Origin of the sequence: Intrasporangium sp. (assembly GCF_051961875.1) — a bacterium.
In the GTDB taxonomy this organism is placed as follows: Bacteria; Actinomycetota; Actinomycetes; order Actinomycetales; family Dermatophilaceae; genus Intrasporangium_A.
Window position 1 is genome coordinate 15307 of sequence record NZ_JBQCCV010000254.1, and the last position, 16934, is coordinate 32240.

Below are 16934 nucleotides of genomic sequence, written 5' to 3' on the forward strand. Positions count from 1 at the left end.
CGCTGACCGGCTGCCGGCCGGCCCGGGCCCCTCACGCTGGTGCTCCCGGGTTCTCGGAACAGGTCTCCTTCAGGTGCGTGTGTTGGGTCCATTTGTTATCCTTGGAGTTCACCAGAGGTCACGACCGGTCACAACCCGCGATCCGGTCGGGGCCTTCCTTGTTTCGGGGCGCCCACGCGAGCACCGCGTGGGCGCCGTTTCATCCGAGGAGTTGCACATCGTGACCGAGACCGCTGCGAGCTTCCTGACTCAGGAGGCCTACGACCGCCTCAAGGCGGAGCTGGAACAGCTGTCCGGCGAAGGTCGGATCGAGATCGCGCGCAAGATCGAGGAGGCCCGCGAGGAGGGCGACCTCAAGGAGAACGGCGGATACCACGCCGCGCGCGAGGAACAGGGCAAGATGGAGGCCCGTATCCGGCAGCTGCAGGAGCTGCTCCACAACGCCGTGATCGGCGAGACCCCTCCCGACGACGGCATCGTCGAGCCCGGCATGGTCGTCACGGTCGAGATGTTCGGCGACGAGGAGACCTTCCTGCTCGGCAACCGTGAGATCGCGGACGACACCGACCTGCAGGTCTTCTCCGAGAAGTCCGCCATGGGCGCGGCCATCAACGGCAAGAGCGTCGGCGACACGACGTCCTACGAGGCGCCGAACGGCAAGACGATCGAGGTCAAGATCCTCAAGGCGAAGCCCTACAAGTCCTGAGCTCCACCTGACCCGGAACACACCGGGTAACCGTCGACACACCGGGTTCCGACCCGGGGGTGTTGTCGATTACCCGGTGTGTTTCTGTATGTCGGCGCTGCCGTCAGATCTGGGCGGCGACGGCGGCGGCGAGGTCCGGCTCGTGCTCGACGAGCAGGCCGGCGACGAACAGCAGGTACTCCGAGTCGACGTCTGCGCGGGCCGCCCGGGGCACGCGCCAGCCCCCCGCGTGGTCGGCGAGGACCGAGCCGAGGATCCGCTCGCGGCCCCCGTCGTCGGCGTGCCGGAGCACTCCCCCGGACCCGACGAGCGTCGTCACGTTGGCAAGCGGCCGCGGCGACTCGGTCGGCTGGGCGGGCCGCGAATGGCGCCGCACCGCCACGAGCGCCGCCAGCCGGGCGAGCGCGACGTCGAGGCGGCGCTCCCGGTCGTCGGCCGGGACTGCGCCCGGGCACGAGGTCAGCGAAGCCGCATACCTGCGCAGCTCCTCCCAGCAGAGGACGGACTCGGCGAGCCGCTCGGACTGGGCCGCCTCGATGACCCCCTCGGCGTTCCAGCGCATCCCGAGGTCGCCCTCGACGGTGCGCCCGTGCCAGAGCGGGGCGACGACGTCCTTGCGCAGGCTGGCGTCCTCGCCTTCGGGGGTGATGACGGAGTAGACGTCGGTCGTCGCGCCGCCGATGTCGAGCACCATCACGTCGCCGTCGACCTGACCGGCGAGCACCTCGACACCGCGGAGGACGACGTCCGGGGTGGCCCCCTCGACCATGGCACCGAAGGCTGGGTCCTTCGACAGCCCCTTGCCCCCGATGACGTGCCGCAGGAAGGCCTCCCGGATCGCCGCCCGCGCGGAGTCGGGCGCGATGACGCCGATCTCGGGCAGCACGTTCCCGGCCAGGATGGTGGGCCGCTGCGTCTCGGCCAGGAGGGTGGCCGCCTCGTCGCGCGCCTCGATGTTGCCGGCGAGCACGATGGGGACCGCGTGCGCGCCGTGGCCGCCGATCGTGGCCCTGGCGAGCCGGGCCGCGTTGTGGAGCAGCACCTCCGCGTTGCCGCCGTCCGTCCCCCCGACGAGCAGGACGATGTCGGGACGAGCGGCGCGTAGGCCGCTCACGTCCCTCGTCGTGAGCGTGCCGCTCGCGACGTGGACGACCTTCGCCCCCGCGGAGAGGCCGACCCGGTGGCCCGCCTGGGCGGTGACGGTCGCCTCGTAGCCGACGACGGCGAGGCGCAGCCCGCCGCCGGCGCTGGAGCAGGCGTGGACGGTCGCGTCCGCGGGCACCCCGAGGGCCGCGCGGAGGGCGCGGTAGCCGTCGAGGATGTCGCCGCTGCCCTGCGTGCCGGTCGTCGGGGTCGCCGCGGTCCCCTTGACGGTCCCGTCGGCGGCGACGAGCGCACCCTTGGTGAACGTCGACCCGAAGTCGACGGCGAGGATCGTCATGTCGCGCTCGGCGTGGCGGTGCTCAGGCGTGGATGTCGAGCGCCTCGCGCAGGTCCTCGATGAGGTCATCCACGTCCTCGATGCCGACGGAGAGGCGGATGAGGTCGGCGGGGACCTCGAGCTCGGTCCCGGCGACGCTCGCGTGCGTCATCCTCGCCGGGTGCTCGATGAGTGACTCGACGCCACCGAGGGACTCGCCGAGGGTCCACAGCTGGACGGCCGCGCAGGCCTTGACCGCGGCGTCCTCGCCCTTCTTCAGGCGGAAGCTCACCATGCCGCCGAAGCGCTTCATCTGCCGGGCGGCGACCTCGTGGTTCGTGTGAGACGGCAGCCCCGGGTAGAAGACCTGGGACACGCCCTCCTGGCCGGTGAGGAAGTCGACGACCTTCTCCGCGTTGTCGCAGTGGCGCTCCATCCTCACCGCCAGGGTCTTGAGCCCGCGAAGGGTGAGCCAGGCGTCGAAGGGTCCTGCAACTCCACCGATGCTGTTCTGGTGGAAGGCAATCCGCTCCTCGGCGTCCTCGAGCCCGGGGACGCTGATCCCGCCGGCCGTGACGACGATGCCACCGACGACGTCGCTGTGGCCGCCGCTGTACTTGGTCGTGGAGTGCGTGACGACGTCGGCGCCGAGGGCGAGCGGGTTCTGCAGATAGGCGCTCGCGAAGGTGTTGTCGACGACGAGGACCGCGCCGGCGTCGTGCGCGACCTCGGCGATCGCCTCGATGTCGGCGATGCCGAGGAGCGGGTTGGTCGGGGTCTCGACCCAGACCATCTTGGTCTTGCCCGGGACGATCGCGGCGCGGACCGCGTCGACGTCGGCGATCTTCGCGATGGAGTGGTCGATGCCGTGCGGCTTCGCGACCTTGTTGAAGTAGCGGTAGGTGCCGCCGTACGCGTCGCTCGGCACGACGACGTGGTCGCCGGGGACGAGCAGCGACCGGACGAGGGTGTCCTGCCCGGCGAGGCCGGAGGCGAAGGCGAAGCCCCGGCTGCCGCCCTCCAGGGAGGCGTAGCACTCCTCGAGCGCCGTCCGCGTCGGGTTGGCCGACCGGCTGTACTCGTAGCCGCCGCGGAACCCGCCGATGCCGTCCTGCTTGTAGGTCGAGACCTGGTAGATCGGGACGCTGACCGCCCCGGTGGACGCGTCGGCCGCCTGGCCGGCGTGGATGGCGCGCGTGGAGAAGCCGTGGTCGTCAGACATGGGCGTCAGCCTAGCCGGGAGACCGTAGGCCGCTGGGCGGGCTCCCGGCCGGTCCCCACGAGTCGAGGCCTCAGGAGACGACCTTCTGCCACTCCCGGCTGTAGCCGTCGACGACATAGCCGAGCTGGCGGTTCACGGCCAGCATGTGCGTGTTGTCGTCGGCGTTCCATGTGCGGATCGACCTGACGTCGGGCAGCTCGTCCATGAGGCGCAAGGCGGTGGCCGCCTTGAGGCGGGCGCCGAGCCCGTGGCCGCGGTGCTCCCGGACCACGAGGGTGTCCTGCTGGTAGGCGAGCGTGCCGTCCCCGGTCGGGACGTGGAGGTCGGTGTAGCCGACGAGGTGACCGGTCGGGACGTGACGTGCGACGCTCACGAGGACCCGCCGACCGCCGGCGCGGATGCTCTCGTGCTGGGCCCGGACCCGGTCGACGTCCCAGACCTCCTCCTCGGTCTGCAGGTCGCCCAGGGGCGCGTCGGTCGACATGCGGCGTCGGAGCAGGGCCAGGTCGTCGAACCATGCCTGCGGCAGCTCGTCGACGATCGTCTCGACGAGGTAGGCGTCGGTGCCAGGCCCCTCGACGATCGTCGTGAGCTGGTCACGATCGGCGGGAAGCGCCTGCCTGCTGCGCAGCGTCGTCTGCGCGATCGCGTAGCCGCGCGCCTTCGCCCATCCCTCCCGAGTGTCGCTGTCACCGGCTGCCCACTCGGTCTCCGCGAGGATCGTGGTCCGGCCGTTGTCCGCGGCGATCCGCTCGGCCTGGTCCAGCAGGGCCGAACCGATGCCCTGTCCCCTCGCTGCCGAGTGGACCGAGAGCCAGAGCATGGCCATGTGATGGTTGTCGTGCAGGGGCATCATGACCTCGAGGGCGCCGACCACCTCGCCGGCCTGCGACGCGACCAGGGCCACGCGTCGGCGGTCACCCCGACGGTGGAAGGCTCGCATCTCGGAGACGGTCCAGGAGCTGCCGGTGTCACCGAAGAGCTCCCGCTGGATGCCGTTGTGCACGCCGAGCCAGTGCTCGGTCACCACTTCCTGCGCGGGGTCGAGGGGGTCGAGAGGCCGGATGTCGAAGTGCTCGCTCACGGCGGACATCCTTGCCAGCGGCCGCTCTCTCGTGCCACCCATTTCCCCGGGCCGATCGCCGCGCCTAGGCGTCGGCAGGCCCTGGATCGGCCGGCAGCAGGTAGAGGTCGTGCGTCTCCTCGGTGCCGTCGGCTCCCCGTCGTGGACTGGGCCGGCTGAGCCGAGGCGCACCCCACGCGGGGCGAACGGCGCCGGGGAGGGCGTGGTCAGCGGCATACGTGACGGCTGCCGAGCGTTGGCACCGGCGTACGCGACCGCTCGGACGAAGGTGTGACACTGGGATGGTGTTCGGATACGGCAGGAAGACCACGATGCCCGCGCGCGAGGAGGCGCTGCCCGGACGGGCGGAGCGCCCCTATGCCATCAACCCGACGCACGTCGTCCTCGGCACCCCGGTCGAGGGGCCGTGGCCGGAAGGATCGGAGGTCATCTTCGTCGGGATGGGCTGCTTCTGGGGCGTCGAGCGGATCTTCTGGCGCCAGCCGGGGGTCGTCGCGACGGCCGCGGGCTACATGGGCGGCTACACGCCGAACCCGACCTACGAAGAGGTCTGCACCGGAATGACCGGCCACGCCGAGATCGTCCGTGTCGTGTACGACACGAAGCAGACGAGCCCCGAGCTGCTGCTCAAGCAGTTCTGGGAGAACCACGACCCGACGACGGCGAACCGGCAGGGCAACGACGTCGGCACCGGCTACCGGTCGGCGATCTACTGGACGACGCCCGAGCAGGAGCGCGCCGCGATCGCGACCCGCGACGCGTTCCAGAAGGTGCTGCACGAGCACGGCCACGGCGAGATCACGACCGAGATCCGCTCCGCCGAGGAGGCCGGGCCGTTCTACGTCGCCGAGGACTACCACCAGGGCTACCTGCACAAGAACCCGATGGGCTACTGCAACCACGGCCCGAACGGCATGACCTGCCCGGTCGGCATCGTCCGCCAGGACGAGGTGCCGAGTCAGGAGTCGGTGGTGCGCTCCGACGGCTGAGGCGGCGACGCCCCGCGGGGGTGCACGTCGGACGGCGTGCCCCCCTTGGGCGGGAGGGTCACGCCCCGTCGTACCAGCGCAGCACCCGCAACGCCCGCAGCGTGTTCCAGCGGCTGGGCCTGCCGTCGCCCTCCTCGAGATGGAAGTACATGAGACCCGGGTGGGTGTTCTCGAGGAGCCAGCGGCCGTCCGCCTGCCGCTTGTCGCGGACCAGCTCGACCGCCTCGGTCAGCCGTGGGTCAGGGGCGGCGCCGGTCGAGCGGAGGTAGTCGAGGCCCCAGAGGACGTCGTAGTGCCACTGGGTCGGGAACGAGAACGAGAGCCAGTCGCGATCGACCACCTCACCGGTGCTCGCCCGCCGGAAGAGGCTCCGGGTCAGCAGGTACTCCTCGCCACGCCGACGTGCCTCGCCGACAGCGTGCTCCCCGCCAGCACGCTCGTACTCGAGCAGGCCGTCCAGCACACAGATGGTCGAGTGGAACGACGACCTGGTCGAGCCGTTCTCGGCCTCACAGTTCCAGCCCCCGTCGGCGAGCTGTTCGCCGAGCAGGCGCTGCACGATGCCGTCGACGGCCTCACCGAAGTACGCACCGATGGCCACGGTGCCGCCGTTGATGCAGGGTTCGACCTCGCCCTCGAAGAACGGCTGGCCCGCATGCTCCCACCTCGACTGCTCGCGCACCCCGTCGACGGCCTTGCGCACGCCCGGGTCCGCCCGGTCGACGCCCAGGTCGCGCAACAGCCGCAGCGTCGGCAGCGTGGAGGTCCACGGCTGCGCGGCGGGGTCCCCCACGACCGGCCCGGAGGGGCGCCAGTCACGGCTGGGGAAGCACGCGCCGCCGGCCCATTGGCCGTCGACCTGCAGGTCGAGCAGCGCTCTCCCCCAGCCGGTCTCGGCGACCCGGGCACGCTCGGCCGCCACCTCGTGCTCCGGCGCGTCGGTGAGGTCGCGCAGCACCTGCCACCGGATCGCGGGGTCGCCCTCGAGCAACCACGTCGTCACATCGTCCATCGGTCCCCTCCTTCGTTCCACGTGGAGTCGCCCTGACCACGACGCCACGCTAACCACCTTTCCGGACGAGCCACTTCCGCTTCGGGAGAAGCCCGCGACCGGCGGCTCGCCCGGGCATCACGCCGTTCGGGCAGGCACGCCACGCCCCACGGCCTAGGGTGACGCCATGCCGAAGGAGTTCAGCGTCAGCCGCTCGATCGAGATCGCCGCTCCCCCGGAGCGGATCACGCCCCTGATCACCGACCTGCACGAGTGGCAGCGGTGGTCCCCGTGGGAGGACCTCGACCCGGACATGGAGCGCACCTACCAGGGGCCGCAGTCCGGGGTGGGTGCCATCTACGCCTGGCGGGGCAACAGCAAGGCTGGCTCCGGTCGGATGGAGATCCTCGAGGCGGTCGACACGCATGTCGGCATCGACCTGCTGTTCCAGTCGCCGATGCAGGCGCACAACCGGATCGACTTCACGATCGTCCCGCACGGCACGACCAGCCGGGTCGAGTGGCTCATGACCGGTCCGCAGAACCTCGTGATGCGCCTGATGAGCCGGTTCTGGTCGATGGAGAAGATGGTCGCTCCCGACTTCGAGCGCGGCCTGAAGAAGCTCAAGCAGGTGGCCGAGGCATCCTGACCGAGGCTTCCTGAAGCGTCCGTCAGAAGATCCGGACCCGCTCCTCCTCGGGCAGCCACAGCGCGTCGTCCGGCGTGACGCCGAACGCCTCGTGGAACTCCGCCACGTTGCGCACCGCGTTGCCCCGCAGCTCCTGGGGCGAGTGCGGGTCGATCGCGAGGAGCCGGACCGCCTCCTCGGGGCGGGCCTTGCCCTTCCAGACCTGGGCCCAGCCCATGAAGAACCGCTGCGGGCCGGTGTAGCCGTCGATCTCCGGCATCCCGGTCTCCTCGGTCGCGATCCGGTACGCGGCGTAGCCGATCTGCAGGCCACCGAGGTCGCCGATGTTCTCACCGACCGTGAGGGCGCCGTTGACGTGGTGCGAGTCATCGAGACCCTGCGGCACGTAGGTGTCGAACTGGGCGATGAGCCGCTGGGCGAGCGCGTCGAACCGCTTGCGGTCGTCCTCGGTCCACCAGTCGCGCAGCGCACCGGTGCCGTCGTAGCGCGAGCCCTGGTCATCGAAGCCGTGGCCGAGCTCGTGGCCGATCACGGCGCCGATGCCGCCGTAGTTGACCGCGTCGTCGGCCTCGAGGTCGAAGAACGGGGGCTGGAGGATCGCCGCCGGGAAGACGATCTCGTTCATCGAGGGCATGTAGTAGGCGTTGACGGTCTGCGGCAGCATGAACCACTCGCCCCGGTCGATCGGCTGGCCGAGCTTCGCGAGGTTGCGGTCGACCTCGAAGGCCGTGGCGCGGCAGACGTTCCCGATCAGGTCATCGGCGGCGATCTCGATCGACGAGTAGTCGCGCCACTGGTCCGGGTAGCCGATCTTCGGGGTGAACTGGTCGAGCTTGGCGATCGCCTGCGCCCGCGTCTCCGGGCTCATCCACTCGAGGGACCCGAACGAGCGCCGGAACGCCTCGACGAGGTTGGCGACGAGGTGCTGCATCCGCTCCTTCGCCTCGGGCGGGAACCACTTGTCGGCGTAGAGCCGCCCGACGGCCTCGCCGACGGCCTCCTCGACGACGGAGACGCCGCGCTTCCACCGCTCCTTGTTCTCCGGCTGGCCGGAGAGGGTGCGCCCGTAGAAGTCGAAGTCCTCGTCGACGAGGGCCTGCGGCAGCAGCGGCGCGAGCTCGGAGATGACGTGCCAGGTGAGCCAGGCCCGCCAGTCGTCGAGGTCGACTCCGGTCAACGCGGCATTCAGCGACTCGACGAAGCTCGGCTGGCGCACCACGACCTTGGCCAGCGCGTCGTCGGGCGCCTCGAGCGCGGCGAGCCAGCGGCCCCAGCGGTACTCGGGGGCCATCTCGTCGAGCTCGGCGCGGGTCCGGGCGTTGTAGGTCTTGATCGCGTCCCGGTTCGTGACGTTGTCCCAGTGGGACTTCGCGATCCGCGTCTCGAGGGCCATGATGCGGCCGGCCTTGTCCTCGGCGTCGGGCACGCCGGCAAGCCCGAGCATGCGCCCGATGTGCGCGACGTACTTCTCGCGGATCTGGGCGTACTTGTCCTCGCGGTAGTACGACTCGTCCGGCAGCCCGAGCCCGCCCTGCTCGAGGTAGACGACGTAGTCCTCGGGCGAGCGCTCGTCCGGTGCGACGTAGGGCTGCACGAGCCCGTCCACACCCACCCGGCGCAGCCGGCCGAGGGCGGCGACGAGACCCTCGACGGAGTCGATCGCGGCCACCTCGCCGAGCCACGGCTGCAGCGGCGCGAGGCCGAGATCCTCGACCCGCGCGGTGTCCATGAAGCTCGCATAGAGGTCGCCCACCTGCCGGCTCGGTGAGCCAGCCGGGGCGTCCGTGTCGCGCGCCGCCTCCTCGATGAGGTCGCGCACCCGGCTCGTCGACTCCTCGCGCAGGATGTCGAAGGTCCCGAACCGCGCCCGGTCGCCCGGGATCTCCGTGGTGGCGAGCCATGTGCCGTTGACGAACCGGAAGAGGTCGTCCTGGGGACGCGTCGACGGGTCGAGGTTGTCGAGGTCGATGCCGGACTTCGGTGTCACGTCGGGTTCTCCTGTCGGATGGGCTCGCCACAGCCTAACCACGACGGGAAGGTATGCCGCTGGGCTGGGTCAGCGGAGCGGCATACCTCTGCGTGGTGGTCAGCGGCGGCGACCCAGGAGGACCCCCGTGAGCCCGATCAGCAGGAGCAGCACACCGACGCCACCGAGGAGCGAGGGTCCCATCCGGGCGATGTCGACCTGGGCACCGGTGAGGTTGGTGATGAGCACGTAGGCGGCGACGACGACGGCGAGCAGTCCGAGCATCACGGTTCCGGGGCGCGGCCCCTTCCGCACGGTCACGAGCGGCGGGCGGTACGGCTCGGGGTCCGGCCGGCGGGTGGCCGGGTCCGGCGCGGGCGGTCCCGCCGTGGCCTGCGCCGCCACGACATCGTCCGGGACCGGCGTGGACGGCTCGACCCGGAACGGCTGCGGCTCCGGGATCGCCCGGGTCGGGTCACCGCCGATGAAGGCGGTGTCGTCCTGGCGCTGCTGCGCGTGCTGACGCTGCTCGTTCTCGTTCATCGCCTCGTCCATCGGGTCGTCGGGTCGGTTCTCACGCGGCTCGGTCGGGTGCTCGCTCATGACGCGCTTCCTGTCGTGATGTTGATCTGGCCGGCGCCGACCTCGGCGTAGACCTCGATCTCCGGCTGCCCGGCCGGACCGTAGGTGACGGTCTCGTTCCAGCCGGTGCCGTCGATGGCGAACTGCCTGCTCCCGGAGATGACGTGGTTCGCCTCGTTGGCCCCGACCGCCTTGAGGTCACCGGCCTTCGCCTTGGCGTGGACCATGACGCTGGCGTTCGGCGGAAGGACGAGGTCGAGCTGGCCCAGGCCGAGCGTGACGTTCACGACGTCCTTGCCGCCGGTCTTCGAGTAGTCGGCGCCCGCCAGGTCGACTCGCAGCTTGCCGATCCCGTTCTGGTACCGGTTGTCCGCGCTCATCGTCGTCACGACGTAGTTCGCGTCACCGACGTGGAACGGGACGGTCATGCCCCTCGGGGTGATCATCGTCATCAGCGTGGCGAAGATGCCGAACACCGCGAACGGCGTGAGCCATCCGGACCTGCGGCCGGCGAGGCCGGCGACGACGAGGCCGAGGCCGAGCGTCCCGAGGGCCGCCGCGAACGCGAGCCCGACGTGGCTGCCGCTCCACCCGATGGAGTCGGCGACGCTGAGGACGACCGCGCCGGCGACAGTTGCCAGGCCGAGGATGAGCAGGCCGGCCGCGAAGCCGATCCCCCGCACCCGGACGCGGGGTTCACGGTATGCGGCTGGGCTGGGTGCCCAGGCCGGCGCCGGCTCGGGCGCCGGGGGTGGGGTGGGTGCCGCCAGGGTGGCGCCGGCAGCCGCGGCCGCGTTGCCGGTGGAGACTCCGGACGTCGCGGGCGGGGCCGTCGGGTCCTGCGGCCTCGTCGGGTCCGGCGCACCGGCGCGCGGCCGTGACTTCAGCAGGTCCCGCCCCGAGTCCGTCTGGGTGAGGAACCACCAGGCGACCGCCGCGAGCGCGACGAAACCGACGAAGCGGAAGCCGTTCCAGTCGCCGTTCCACCAGGGGCCGCCGCCGAAGAGCGAGATCCCGGCGATGACGAGCAGGAAGATCGAGCCGCCGTCGCCGTACTTGAGGGCCGCCTCGATCGGCAGCTTGCCCTTCTCGTCCGGCATGAGCAGCCAGGCGACGAGGTAGAGGGCGATCCCCATCCCGAAGAACAACCCGAAGAGGATGAAGCCGGCGCGGACGACGAGCGGGTCGACGCCGAGGCGGCGGGCGATGCCTGCCGCGACGCCGGCGAACCAGCGTCCGTCGCTGATCCGCGTGATGCCGGGCCGGCGCAGCGCCTCGTAGAAGCCGTCGAGCCCGTGGGATGGGGTCTTCTTGGTCATGGCACCAGACTGTCGTGCCGTGTCCGGCCCAGCCATGAGGGTCGACCCTGAACCGACCCTGACCCGACCCCCAAACCCCGCGGCGGTGGTCGTCAGCACGGTCTCCGTGGGCGAGGATGGGCACATGGACACGGCACAGCACCCCCAGGGCGCCGCGACCCCGCCGGTACCCCGCGGGACGCCGCGGCCCCCGCTTGTGCGCCCCCGATCCGGCCGGGTCATCGGTGGCGTCGCGATCGGCCTCGCGAACCACCTCGGCGTGCCGGTCAAGATCGTCCGGATCATCTTCGTGCTGACCTCGTTCCCCTTCGCGGCGGGCCTGACCGTCTACGTCTTCCTCTGGGCCACGATGCGCAACGCCGCACCGGGTGACCCGGAGCTCAGGCCGACCACCTCGAACGGTGGCATCCAGCTGTCTCCCGGCGCGATCCGAGCGTGGATCCGCAGCGGCAACCAGGCCGTCCTGCTGACGATCCTCGGCATCGCGGTGCTCGCCGCGGCCGGTGCCATGTGGCTCGGACGGGCCGGCGTGAACGTCCACCCGGAGGTCGTGCTGCCGGTCGTCGCCATCGGGATCGGCGCGGTCTTCTTCTGGTCCCAGCTCGACGACGCCGGCACGGGCGGGGCGAGGCGCCCGGTTCGCTGGATCTGGCTGGTCATCGGCCTCGGTCTCGTCACACTCGGCCTCGTCGGCCTGCTCGCTCGCGGCACCAACCTCAGTGACCTGTGGCAGGTCGCAGGCGCGGTGCTCGCCGCCCTTGTCGGCCTCGCGGTGCTCTCGGCTCCCTGGGTCCTTCGCCTGTGGAGCAACCTGCGCGAGGAGCAGGCGGCTCGCATCCGGGCGACCGAGCGCGCCGACATCGCCGCCCACCTGCACGACTCGGTCCTGCAGACCCTCGCCCTCATCCAGCGGCAGTCCCAGGACGCCGGCATGGTCGCCCGGCTCGCGCGCGCCCAGGAACGGCAGCTGCGCTCCTACCTCTACGACGAGGACGCCCGTGCCGGCACCCTTGGCGCCGCCCTGACCGCGGCCCTCGACGAGGTCGAGGACCTGCACGGCGTGCCGGTCGAGCTCGTCGTGACCGGTGACCGGCCGATGGACTCGCACCTCGAGGCCCTCGTCAAGGCGGTCCGCGAGGCGGCCTGGAACGCGGTCCGTCACGCGAGCCCGCCCGTCACGGCATACGTCGAGGTCGGACCGAAGGCCGTGGAGGCCTTCGTGCGCGACCACGGCTCGGGCTTCGACCTCGACGCCGTGGCGGCCGACCGCGCCGGCGTGCGCGAGTCCATCATCGGCCGGATGGAGCGGCACGGCGGGACCGCCAAGATCCGTCGCCGCAGTGACGGGACCGAGATCGAGCTGTGCCTGCCCGTCGAGCCCATCTCCGAGGGGCCGAAGTCCCCGCAGCAGGAGAAGAAGGCGCCGAAGCGGGAGCCCGACGAGCCAGCGCCCGAGGGGACGTCGCGGGAGACTCAGCCAGAGCAGCGGGCGCCCGAGCCGACGGCGCCGCACGAGAACGAGCCCACCCAGAGCCTCAAGGAGCAGTCTGCATGAGCCAGGACCGGACCATCCGCATCGTCATCGTCGACGACCACCACATGTTCCGGACCGGGGTGCGGTCCGAGCTCATGGGTCTCGCGGAGCAGGCGCCCTTCCGGCTCGAGGTCGCCGGTGAGGCGGGTGCGGTCGAGTCCGCGGTGAGCACGATCAAGGAGCAGCGCCCGGACGTCGTCCTGCTCGATGTGCACCTGCCCGGTGGCGACGGCCACGGCGGCGCCGACGTCATCCGCGGCTGCGACGGCGTGGACAGCGAGCGCAATGGGCCCGTCCGGTTCCTCGCGCTCTCGGTGTCCGACGCCGCCGAGGACGTGATCGCCGTCATCCGGGCCGGTGCCCGCGGCTACGTGACGAAGACGATCAGCGCCGAGGAGCTGCTGACCGCCATCGGGCGGGTCGCCGACGGGGACGCCGTCTTCAGCCCACGGCTCGCCGGCTTCGTCCTCGACGCATTCGGCGCGGCGGCGGGCGAGGTGGCCGAGATCGACGAGGAGCTCGACCGGCTCTCCGCACGGGAACGCGAGGTCATGCGGCTCATCGCCCGTGGCTACCAGTACAAGGAGGTCGCCAAGGAGCTCTACATCTCGGTCAAGACCGTCGAGACACACGTCTCCTCGGTTCTGCGCAAGCTGCAGCTCTCGTCGCGGCACGAGCTGACGGCCTGGGCGATGGGCCGCCGCCTGCTCTGATCCGGCCCTGGTCAGTCGGCGCCGATGAAGCGCCGCAGCGCCGCGACGACGATCTCCGGCGCATCGGTGTGGACCCAGTGGCTCGCGCCCTTGACGGTGAGCTGCCGCACCCGGGGGAAGAGGCTGCGCATGACCTCGGCGTCCTCGTCCTTGATGTAGCGCGACTCGCCGCCCGAGATCCAGAGCACCGGCCCCTCGAAGGGCGACACCTCGTCGGCGACGGTCGGCCAACCGGCGATCCGGGACCGGGAGCCCTGCGCGGCGTCGGCCGCGATGAGGTCGAGGTTCGCCTGCCAGCGCCAGCCCTGCCCCTCCCGACGCAGGTTCTGGAGCAGGAACGCCTTGACCCCGGGGTTCGGCTCCTGGAACCGGGCCTCGGCGTCACCGCGGCTCGCGAGCTCATCGAGCGGCAGCCGGAGCATCTCGTTGATGTAGCCCTCGAACCGGGAGAGGTTGCCGTAGTCCTTCGGCGCGATGTCGACGACGACGAGCCGCTCGACGAGCTCGGGGTGCAGGAGCGCGACGAGCATCGCGACCTTGCCGCCGAGCGAGTGCCCGACGAGCGTCCACTGCTCCCCCGGCGCCGCCGTGGCGAGCGTCGCGGCGACGGCCGCCGCGTAGCCCTCGTAGGAGAACTGGTCGCTCCGCGGCGACCTGCCATGGTCGGGCAGGTCGATGAGCAGGCAGCGGGCGTCGTCCTGGCCACGACCGGCGACCGCCTTGGCGATCTCGTTCCAGTTGCGCCCCTGCCCGAACAGCCCGTGGAGGAAGGCGATCCGCGGCCCGGCCTCCCCCACCGACCTCGTGTGGAGCGGGTCGGCCGGTGCTGTCGTCATCCCGCCAGCGTATCGATGGCCGGGGCTGGCATCGTGGAGGCATGCAGCCCGTCCTCGTCGCCTGTTCACACGGCACGTCGTCGCCGGAGGGCCAGGCCGCCGTCCGCGCGCTGGTCGACGCCGTCGCCCGGCGCCGACCGGACCTCGACGTGCGCTCGGCCTTCGTCGACGTCCAGCAGCCGAGCCCGGCGGAGGTCCTGAGTGAGCTCGACGGGCGGTCGGCCCGCCTCGTGCCGCTGCTCCTGTCGGCCGGCTACCACGTCTTCGTCGACCTCGCCGACGCGGCCGCCTCGGTCCCCGGCACGACGGTCGCGCCAGCCCTCGGGCCGGACCCGCGGCTCGCCGAGCTGCTCCGGGATCGCCTGGCGCAGAGGCAGCTCCACGCCGGGGAGACGGTCGTGCTGGCGGCCGCCGGCTCGTCCGACGGCTCGGCGAGGGCAGACTGCGAGACTGCGGCCACCCAGCTGGCCGGCTTGCTCGACGTCCCCGTCACAGCGGCATACCTCTCGGCGGCGCGGCCGCGTCTCGAGGACGTCGTCGCGGACGAGCACGGCGCTGGCCACGGCGTCGTCGTGGCGAGCTACCTGCTCGCGCCGGGCTTCTTCGCCGACCGGGCGGCGCGCTGCGGCGCCGAGTATGTCGCCCCGCCGCTCCTCCTCGCGGGTGAGCCGGCGCCCGCTCCGCTGGTCGACATCGTCCTCGAGCGGTTCGTCAGCTGACCGCGAGGTATGCCGCCCAGCTCGCGCCGAGCCCGAGCGCGACGTTGAGCGTCAGGTTGCCGACCGCGCCGACCACGTCACGCTCGCGGACGAGGAGGGCCGTGTCCCGGCTGAGGTCGGCGACGGTCGAGAGGGTTCCGCAGAGCCCTCCGACGAGGACGAAGAACCAGGCGGCATCCATCCGATCACGTGCCGCGACGGCGGCTCCGGCCACGGCGCACGCGACGATGTTCGCGAGGAGGACACCAAGCGGTAGCCGCCGGGTCGGGAGCCGCTCGACGAGCCAGCCGCGGGTGACCGCCGAGAGGGCGCCGACGGCCACGGCGAGGGCCCAGGCCCACAGTGGGGTCGAGGTCATGCCTCGGCTCCTGGCTCGGCCTCGTCCGTGAGGAGGCGGCCGAGCACGATGCCGGCGAGTGCCGCCCCGAGGCTGAGTAGCACGCTCGTGCCGAGACCGACCCAGGCCGCCGAGGCCTGGGTGCCGGCCACGAAGGCGACGGCGAGGATCGAGAACGAGGTCAGCGCACCGAGGCCGCCCGTCACGAGGAAGTCGCGCTGGTCGGGCCGCAGGCGGAGCTGGCTCGCGGCGCCGAGGAGGAATGCGCCGACGACATTGACGACCGTCATCCGGACGTCCCAGCCGTGCCCGGCGTCTCCGTGCGTGAGCAGCAGCCGCAGCAGGGTGCCCACCGCGCCTCCTAGGGCGACGGGCACGAAACGCATGTCACCAGTGTCCGGGGTCAGCATCACGCCTTGGGGACCGTCGGGTCACGGCTTGGTTGCGACCGGAGGGGCGGGTGTGAAGCACGCCACGCGATACTGCTCCGGTGGGTGAACGAGGAGCAGCGACGGCCCCGGGTTGGCGACCCGCCTACTTGACGGTGGCCGAGCCGGTGCGGGCCGAGATCGAGGTCAAGCGGTCCCGCTTCGTCTGCGACCTCGGGCCGGCCTCGAGCGAGGAAGCCGCCCGGGCCGTCATCGAGCGCGTCCGTGCCGAGTCCCGGGAGGCGCGCCACCACTGCACCGCGTTCGTCCTCGGTCCCGACGCCGCGCTGCAGCGAAGCAACGACGACGGGGAGCCGTCGGGCACGGCCGGCATGCCGATGCTCGAGGTCCTCCGCGGCGCCGCCGTCACCGATGTCGTCGCCGTCGTGACCCGGTGGTTCGGCGGGGTCCTGCTGGGCACCGGCGGCCTGATCCGGGCCTACGGCGACGCCGTCCACGCCGCCCTCGAGAGCGCCACGATCGCCCGGTACGAGCTCACCGTCATACTCGCCACGACCGTGTCGCACGCGGACGGGCCCCGCGTCGAGAACGCCCTGCGGAGCCGAGCCGGCCTTCGCGTGACCGGGGTGGACTACCGCGCGGAGGGGGTGCGGATCGAGGCGGCCGTCCCACCCGCAGGCCAGGCGGACGCCGGGGCGGTGCTCGCCGAGCTGACTGCGGGCGCATCCGGGTTCGCCCCGGTGGGCGAGGAATGGGTCAGGATGGAGCCATGACCCTGCACCTCGCGACGACCGACGACGGCAACGCCCTGCTCGAACGCGACCCTCTCGCCCTCATGCTCGGGATGCTCCTCGACCAGCAGATCCCGATGGAGAAGGCATTCACCTCGCCGAGCGTCCTCGCCGAGCGCCTCGGCGTCGACCGTCTCGACGCCGCGGCCATTGCCGCGATGCCCCCGGAGGAGCTCCTGGAGCTGTTCCGGACGCCGCCGGCGCTGCACCGCTTCCCCGGGTCGATGGCCGAGCGCACCCAGCAGCTGTGCCAGGCCCTCGTCGAGCACTGGGATGCCGACGCGGCCGCGGTGTGGCGGGATGTCGACTCCGGTGCCGAGCTGGTGCGCCGGGTCGGCACACTGCCGGGCTTCGGGGCGCAGAAGGCGCGGATCTTCGTCGCGCTCCTGGCCAAGCAGTTCGGGGTGCAGCCGGCCGGCTGGCAGGAAGCGACCGGCGACTACGGCCAGGACGGCTTCCGGTCGATCGCCGATGTGGTCGACGACGCCTCGAAGGTCAAGGTGCGCGAGTTCAAGAAGGAGATGAAGGCCCGGGCCAGGGCTGGGGCAGCCAGAGCCGACGCCTGATCTCCCCCGGCGGCGCCGCCCACCACGTGGCGGCGCGGTGCTCGGACGGGGCCGGTCTGCCTGCCGGGTCGGAGCACCGCGACGGTCTACTGGGTGGCGAAGACGACGTCGACCCAGTAGT

The 16934-nt window shown here is 71.7% G+C and carries 18 protein-coding genes; 8 read left to right on the plus strand and 10 right to left on the minus strand.

Going from position 1 to position 16934, the window contains the following annotated elements; all coding sequences use genetic code 11:
* The first annotated feature begins 220 nt into the window (after positions 1 to 220).
* On the plus strand, positions 221 to 706 hold the full coding sequence (gene greA, locus ACTHJJ_RS15405; protein ID WP_440303821.1) for a transcription elongation factor GreA: 486 nt from the start codon (positions 221 to 223) through the stop codon (positions 704 to 706).
* Between the two features lie 103 nt (positions 707 to 809).
* Here greA and ACTHJJ_RS15410 read toward each other — a convergent pair whose 3' ends face one another.
* The 3 genes from ACTHJJ_RS15410 to ACTHJJ_RS15420 form a co-directional block, all read right to left on the minus strand.
* Positions 810 to 2147, minus strand: coding sequence for a glutamate mutase L (locus ACTHJJ_RS15410; protein ID WP_440303822.1), 1338 nt, complete (start codon positions 2145 to 2147; stop codon positions 810 to 812).
* Positions 2148 to 2169: 22 nt separating this feature from the next.
* Entirely contained in the window at positions 2170 to 3348 is a 1179-nt protein-coding gene (locus ACTHJJ_RS15415; protein ID WP_440303823.1) for a cystathionine gamma-synthase, read from the minus strand.
* Between the two features lie 70 nt (positions 3349 to 3418).
* On the minus strand, positions 3419 to 4432 hold the full coding sequence (locus tag ACTHJJ_RS15420) for a GNAT family N-acetyltransferase (protein ID WP_440303824.1): 1014 nt from the start codon (positions 4430 to 4432) through the stop codon (positions 3419 to 3421).
* Between the two features lie 311 nt (positions 4433 to 4743).
* Between ACTHJJ_RS15420 and msrA the strand changes: the two genes are divergently transcribed.
* Positions 4744 to 5421 carry a peptide-methionine (S)-S-oxide reductase MsrA gene (gene msrA, locus ACTHJJ_RS15425; protein ID WP_440303825.1) on the plus strand — a complete coding sequence of 226 codons (678 nt, stop codon included), beginning with the start codon at positions 4744 to 4746 and terminating at the stop codon, positions 5419 to 5421.
* Between the two features lie 58 nt (positions 5422 to 5479).
* Here the strand turns inward: msrA and ACTHJJ_RS15430 are convergent, their stop codons facing one another.
* On the minus strand, positions 5480 to 6433 hold the full coding sequence (locus ACTHJJ_RS15430) for a hypothetical protein (protein WP_440303826.1): 954 nt from the start codon (positions 6431 to 6433) through the stop codon (positions 5480 to 5482).
* A 166-nt stretch (positions 6434 to 6599) separates the two neighbouring features.
* Between ACTHJJ_RS15430 and ACTHJJ_RS15435 the strand changes: the two genes are divergently transcribed.
* Positions 6600 to 7061 (plus strand): SRPBCC family protein, encoded by a 462-nt coding sequence (locus ACTHJJ_RS15435; RefSeq protein WP_440303827.1) that lies wholly within the window; start codon positions 6600 to 6602, stop codon positions 7059 to 7061.
* A gap of 22 nt (positions 7062 to 7083) precedes the next feature.
* Here the strand turns inward: ACTHJJ_RS15435 and ACTHJJ_RS15440 are convergent, their stop codons facing one another.
* The 3 genes from ACTHJJ_RS15440 to ACTHJJ_RS15450 form a co-directional block, all read right to left on the minus strand.
* Positions 7084 to 9048, minus strand: coding sequence for a M13 family metallopeptidase (locus tag ACTHJJ_RS15440; protein ID WP_440303828.1), 1965 nt, complete (start codon positions 9046 to 9048; stop codon positions 7084 to 7086).
* 99 nt (positions 9049 to 9147) lie between these two features.
* A complete protein-coding gene (locus ACTHJJ_RS15445) occupies positions 9148 to 9630 on the minus strand; it encodes a hypothetical protein (RefSeq protein ID WP_440303829.1) in 483 nt (160 codons plus the stop codon).
* On the minus strand, positions 9627 to 10928 hold the full coding sequence (locus ACTHJJ_RS15450) for a PspC domain-containing protein (protein WP_440303830.1): 1302 nt from the start codon (positions 10926 to 10928) through the stop codon (positions 9627 to 9629). The genes ACTHJJ_RS15445 and ACTHJJ_RS15450 overlap by 4 nt, the downstream gene beginning before the upstream one ends.
* Positions 10929 to 11052: 124 nt before the next feature.
* Here ACTHJJ_RS15450 and ACTHJJ_RS15455 point away from each other — a divergent pair, with 124 nt between their 5' ends.
* Both ACTHJJ_RS15455 and ACTHJJ_RS15460 read left to right on the plus strand, forming a co-directional pair.
* Entirely contained in the window at positions 11053 to 12483 is a 1431-nt protein-coding gene (locus tag ACTHJJ_RS15455) for an ATP-binding protein (RefSeq protein ID WP_440303831.1), read from the plus strand.
* A complete protein-coding gene (locus tag ACTHJJ_RS15460) occupies positions 12480 to 13175 on the plus strand; it encodes a LuxR C-terminal-related transcriptional regulator (protein WP_440303832.1) in 696 nt (231 codons plus the stop codon). Before ACTHJJ_RS15455 ends, ACTHJJ_RS15460 begins: the two co-directional genes overlap by 4 nt.
* Positions 13176 to 13186: 11 nt before the next feature.
* Here ACTHJJ_RS15460 and ACTHJJ_RS15465 read toward each other — a convergent pair whose 3' ends face one another.
* Entirely contained in the window at positions 13187 to 14011 is an 825-nt protein-coding gene (locus ACTHJJ_RS15465) for an alpha/beta fold hydrolase (RefSeq protein ID WP_440303833.1), read from the minus strand.
* Between the two features lie 41 nt (positions 14012 to 14052).
* Here ACTHJJ_RS15465 and ACTHJJ_RS15470 point away from each other — a divergent pair, with 41 nt between their 5' ends.
* Positions 14053 to 14730: a sirohydrochlorin chelatase gene (locus tag ACTHJJ_RS15470; protein WP_440303834.1), complete on the plus strand. Its 678-nt coding sequence runs from the start codon at positions 14053 to 14055 to the stop codon at positions 14728 to 14730.
* Here ACTHJJ_RS15470 and ACTHJJ_RS15475 read toward each other — a convergent pair.
* Complete coding sequence (locus ACTHJJ_RS15475; protein ID WP_440303835.1) at positions 14723 to 15088, minus strand: FluC/FEX family fluoride channel; 366 nt, start codon at positions 15086 to 15088, stop codon at positions 14723 to 14725. The genes ACTHJJ_RS15470 and ACTHJJ_RS15475 overlap by 8 nt on opposite strands.
* A complete protein-coding gene (locus ACTHJJ_RS15480; protein ID WP_440303836.1) occupies positions 15085 to 15453 on the minus strand; it encodes a fluoride efflux transporter FluC in 369 nt (122 codons plus the stop codon). Before ACTHJJ_RS15480 ends, ACTHJJ_RS15475 begins: the two co-directional genes overlap by 4 nt.
* A gap of 104 nt (positions 15454 to 15557) precedes the next feature.
* Between ACTHJJ_RS15480 and ACTHJJ_RS15485 the strand changes: the two genes are divergently transcribed.
* Positions 15558 to 16229: an IMPACT family protein gene (locus tag ACTHJJ_RS15485; RefSeq protein ID WP_440303837.1), complete on the plus strand. Its 672-nt coding sequence runs from the start codon at positions 15558 to 15560 to the stop codon at positions 16227 to 16229.
* Positions 16226 to 16813 (plus strand): HhH-GPD-type base excision DNA repair protein, encoded by a 588-nt coding sequence (locus tag ACTHJJ_RS15490; RefSeq protein ID WP_440303838.1) that lies wholly within the window; start codon positions 16226 to 16228, stop codon positions 16811 to 16813. Before ACTHJJ_RS15485 ends, ACTHJJ_RS15490 begins: the two co-directional genes overlap by 4 nt.
* The last annotated feature ends 121 nt before the right edge of the window (positions 16814 to 16934 follow it).

Coding starts and splice junctions, on each gene's coding strand:
- ACTHJJ_RS15410 (WP_440303822.1), bottom strand. CDS start 2,147: ATGACGATCCTCGCCGTCGACTTCGGGTCGACGTTCACCAAGGGTGCG.
- ACTHJJ_RS15415 (WP_440303823.1), bottom strand. CDS start 3,348: ATGTCTGACGACCACGGCTTCTCCACGCGCGCCATCCACGCCGGCCAG.
- msrA (WP_440303825.1), top strand. CDS start 4,744: ATGCCCGCGCGCGAGGAGGCGCTGCCCGGACGGGCGGAGCGCCCCTAT.
- ACTHJJ_RS15430 (WP_440303826.1), bottom strand. CDS start 6,433: ATGGACGATGTGACGACGTGGTTGCTCGAGGGCGACCCCGCGATCCGG.
- ACTHJJ_RS15435 (WP_440303827.1), top strand. CDS start 6,600: ATGCCGAAGGAGTTCAGCGTCAGCCGCTCGATCGAGATCGCCGCTCCC.
- ACTHJJ_RS15445 (WP_440303829.1), bottom strand. CDS start 9,630: ATGAGCGAGCACCCGACCGAGCCGCGTGAGAACCGACCCGACGACCCG.
- ACTHJJ_RS15450 (WP_440303830.1), bottom strand. CDS start 10,928: ATGACCAAGAAGACCCCATCCCACGGGCTCGACGGCTTCTACGAGGCG.
- ACTHJJ_RS15455 (WP_440303831.1), top strand. CDS start 11,053: ATGGACACGGCACAGCACCCCCAGGGCGCCGCGACCCCGCCGGTACCC.
- ACTHJJ_RS15460 (WP_440303832.1), top strand. CDS start 12,480: ATGAGCCAGGACCGGACCATCCGCATCGTCATCGTCGACGACCACCAC.
- ACTHJJ_RS15465 (WP_440303833.1), bottom strand. CDS start 14,011: ATGACGACAGCACCGGCCGACCCGCTCCACACGAGGTCGGTGGGGGAG.
- ACTHJJ_RS15470 (WP_440303834.1), top strand. CDS start 14,053: ATGCAGCCCGTCCTCGTCGCCTGTTCACACGGCACGTCGTCGCCGGAG.
- ACTHJJ_RS15475 (WP_440303835.1), bottom strand. CDS start 15,088: ATGACCTCGACCCCACTGTGGGCCTGGGCCCTCGCCGTGGCCGTCGGC.
- ACTHJJ_RS15480 (WP_440303836.1), bottom strand. CDS start 15,453: ATGCGTTTCGTGCCCGTCGCCCTAGGAGGCGCGGTGGGCACCCTGCTG.
- ACTHJJ_RS15490 (WP_440303838.1), top strand. CDS start 16,226: ATGACCCTGCACCTCGCGACGACCGACGACGGCAACGCCCTGCTCGAA.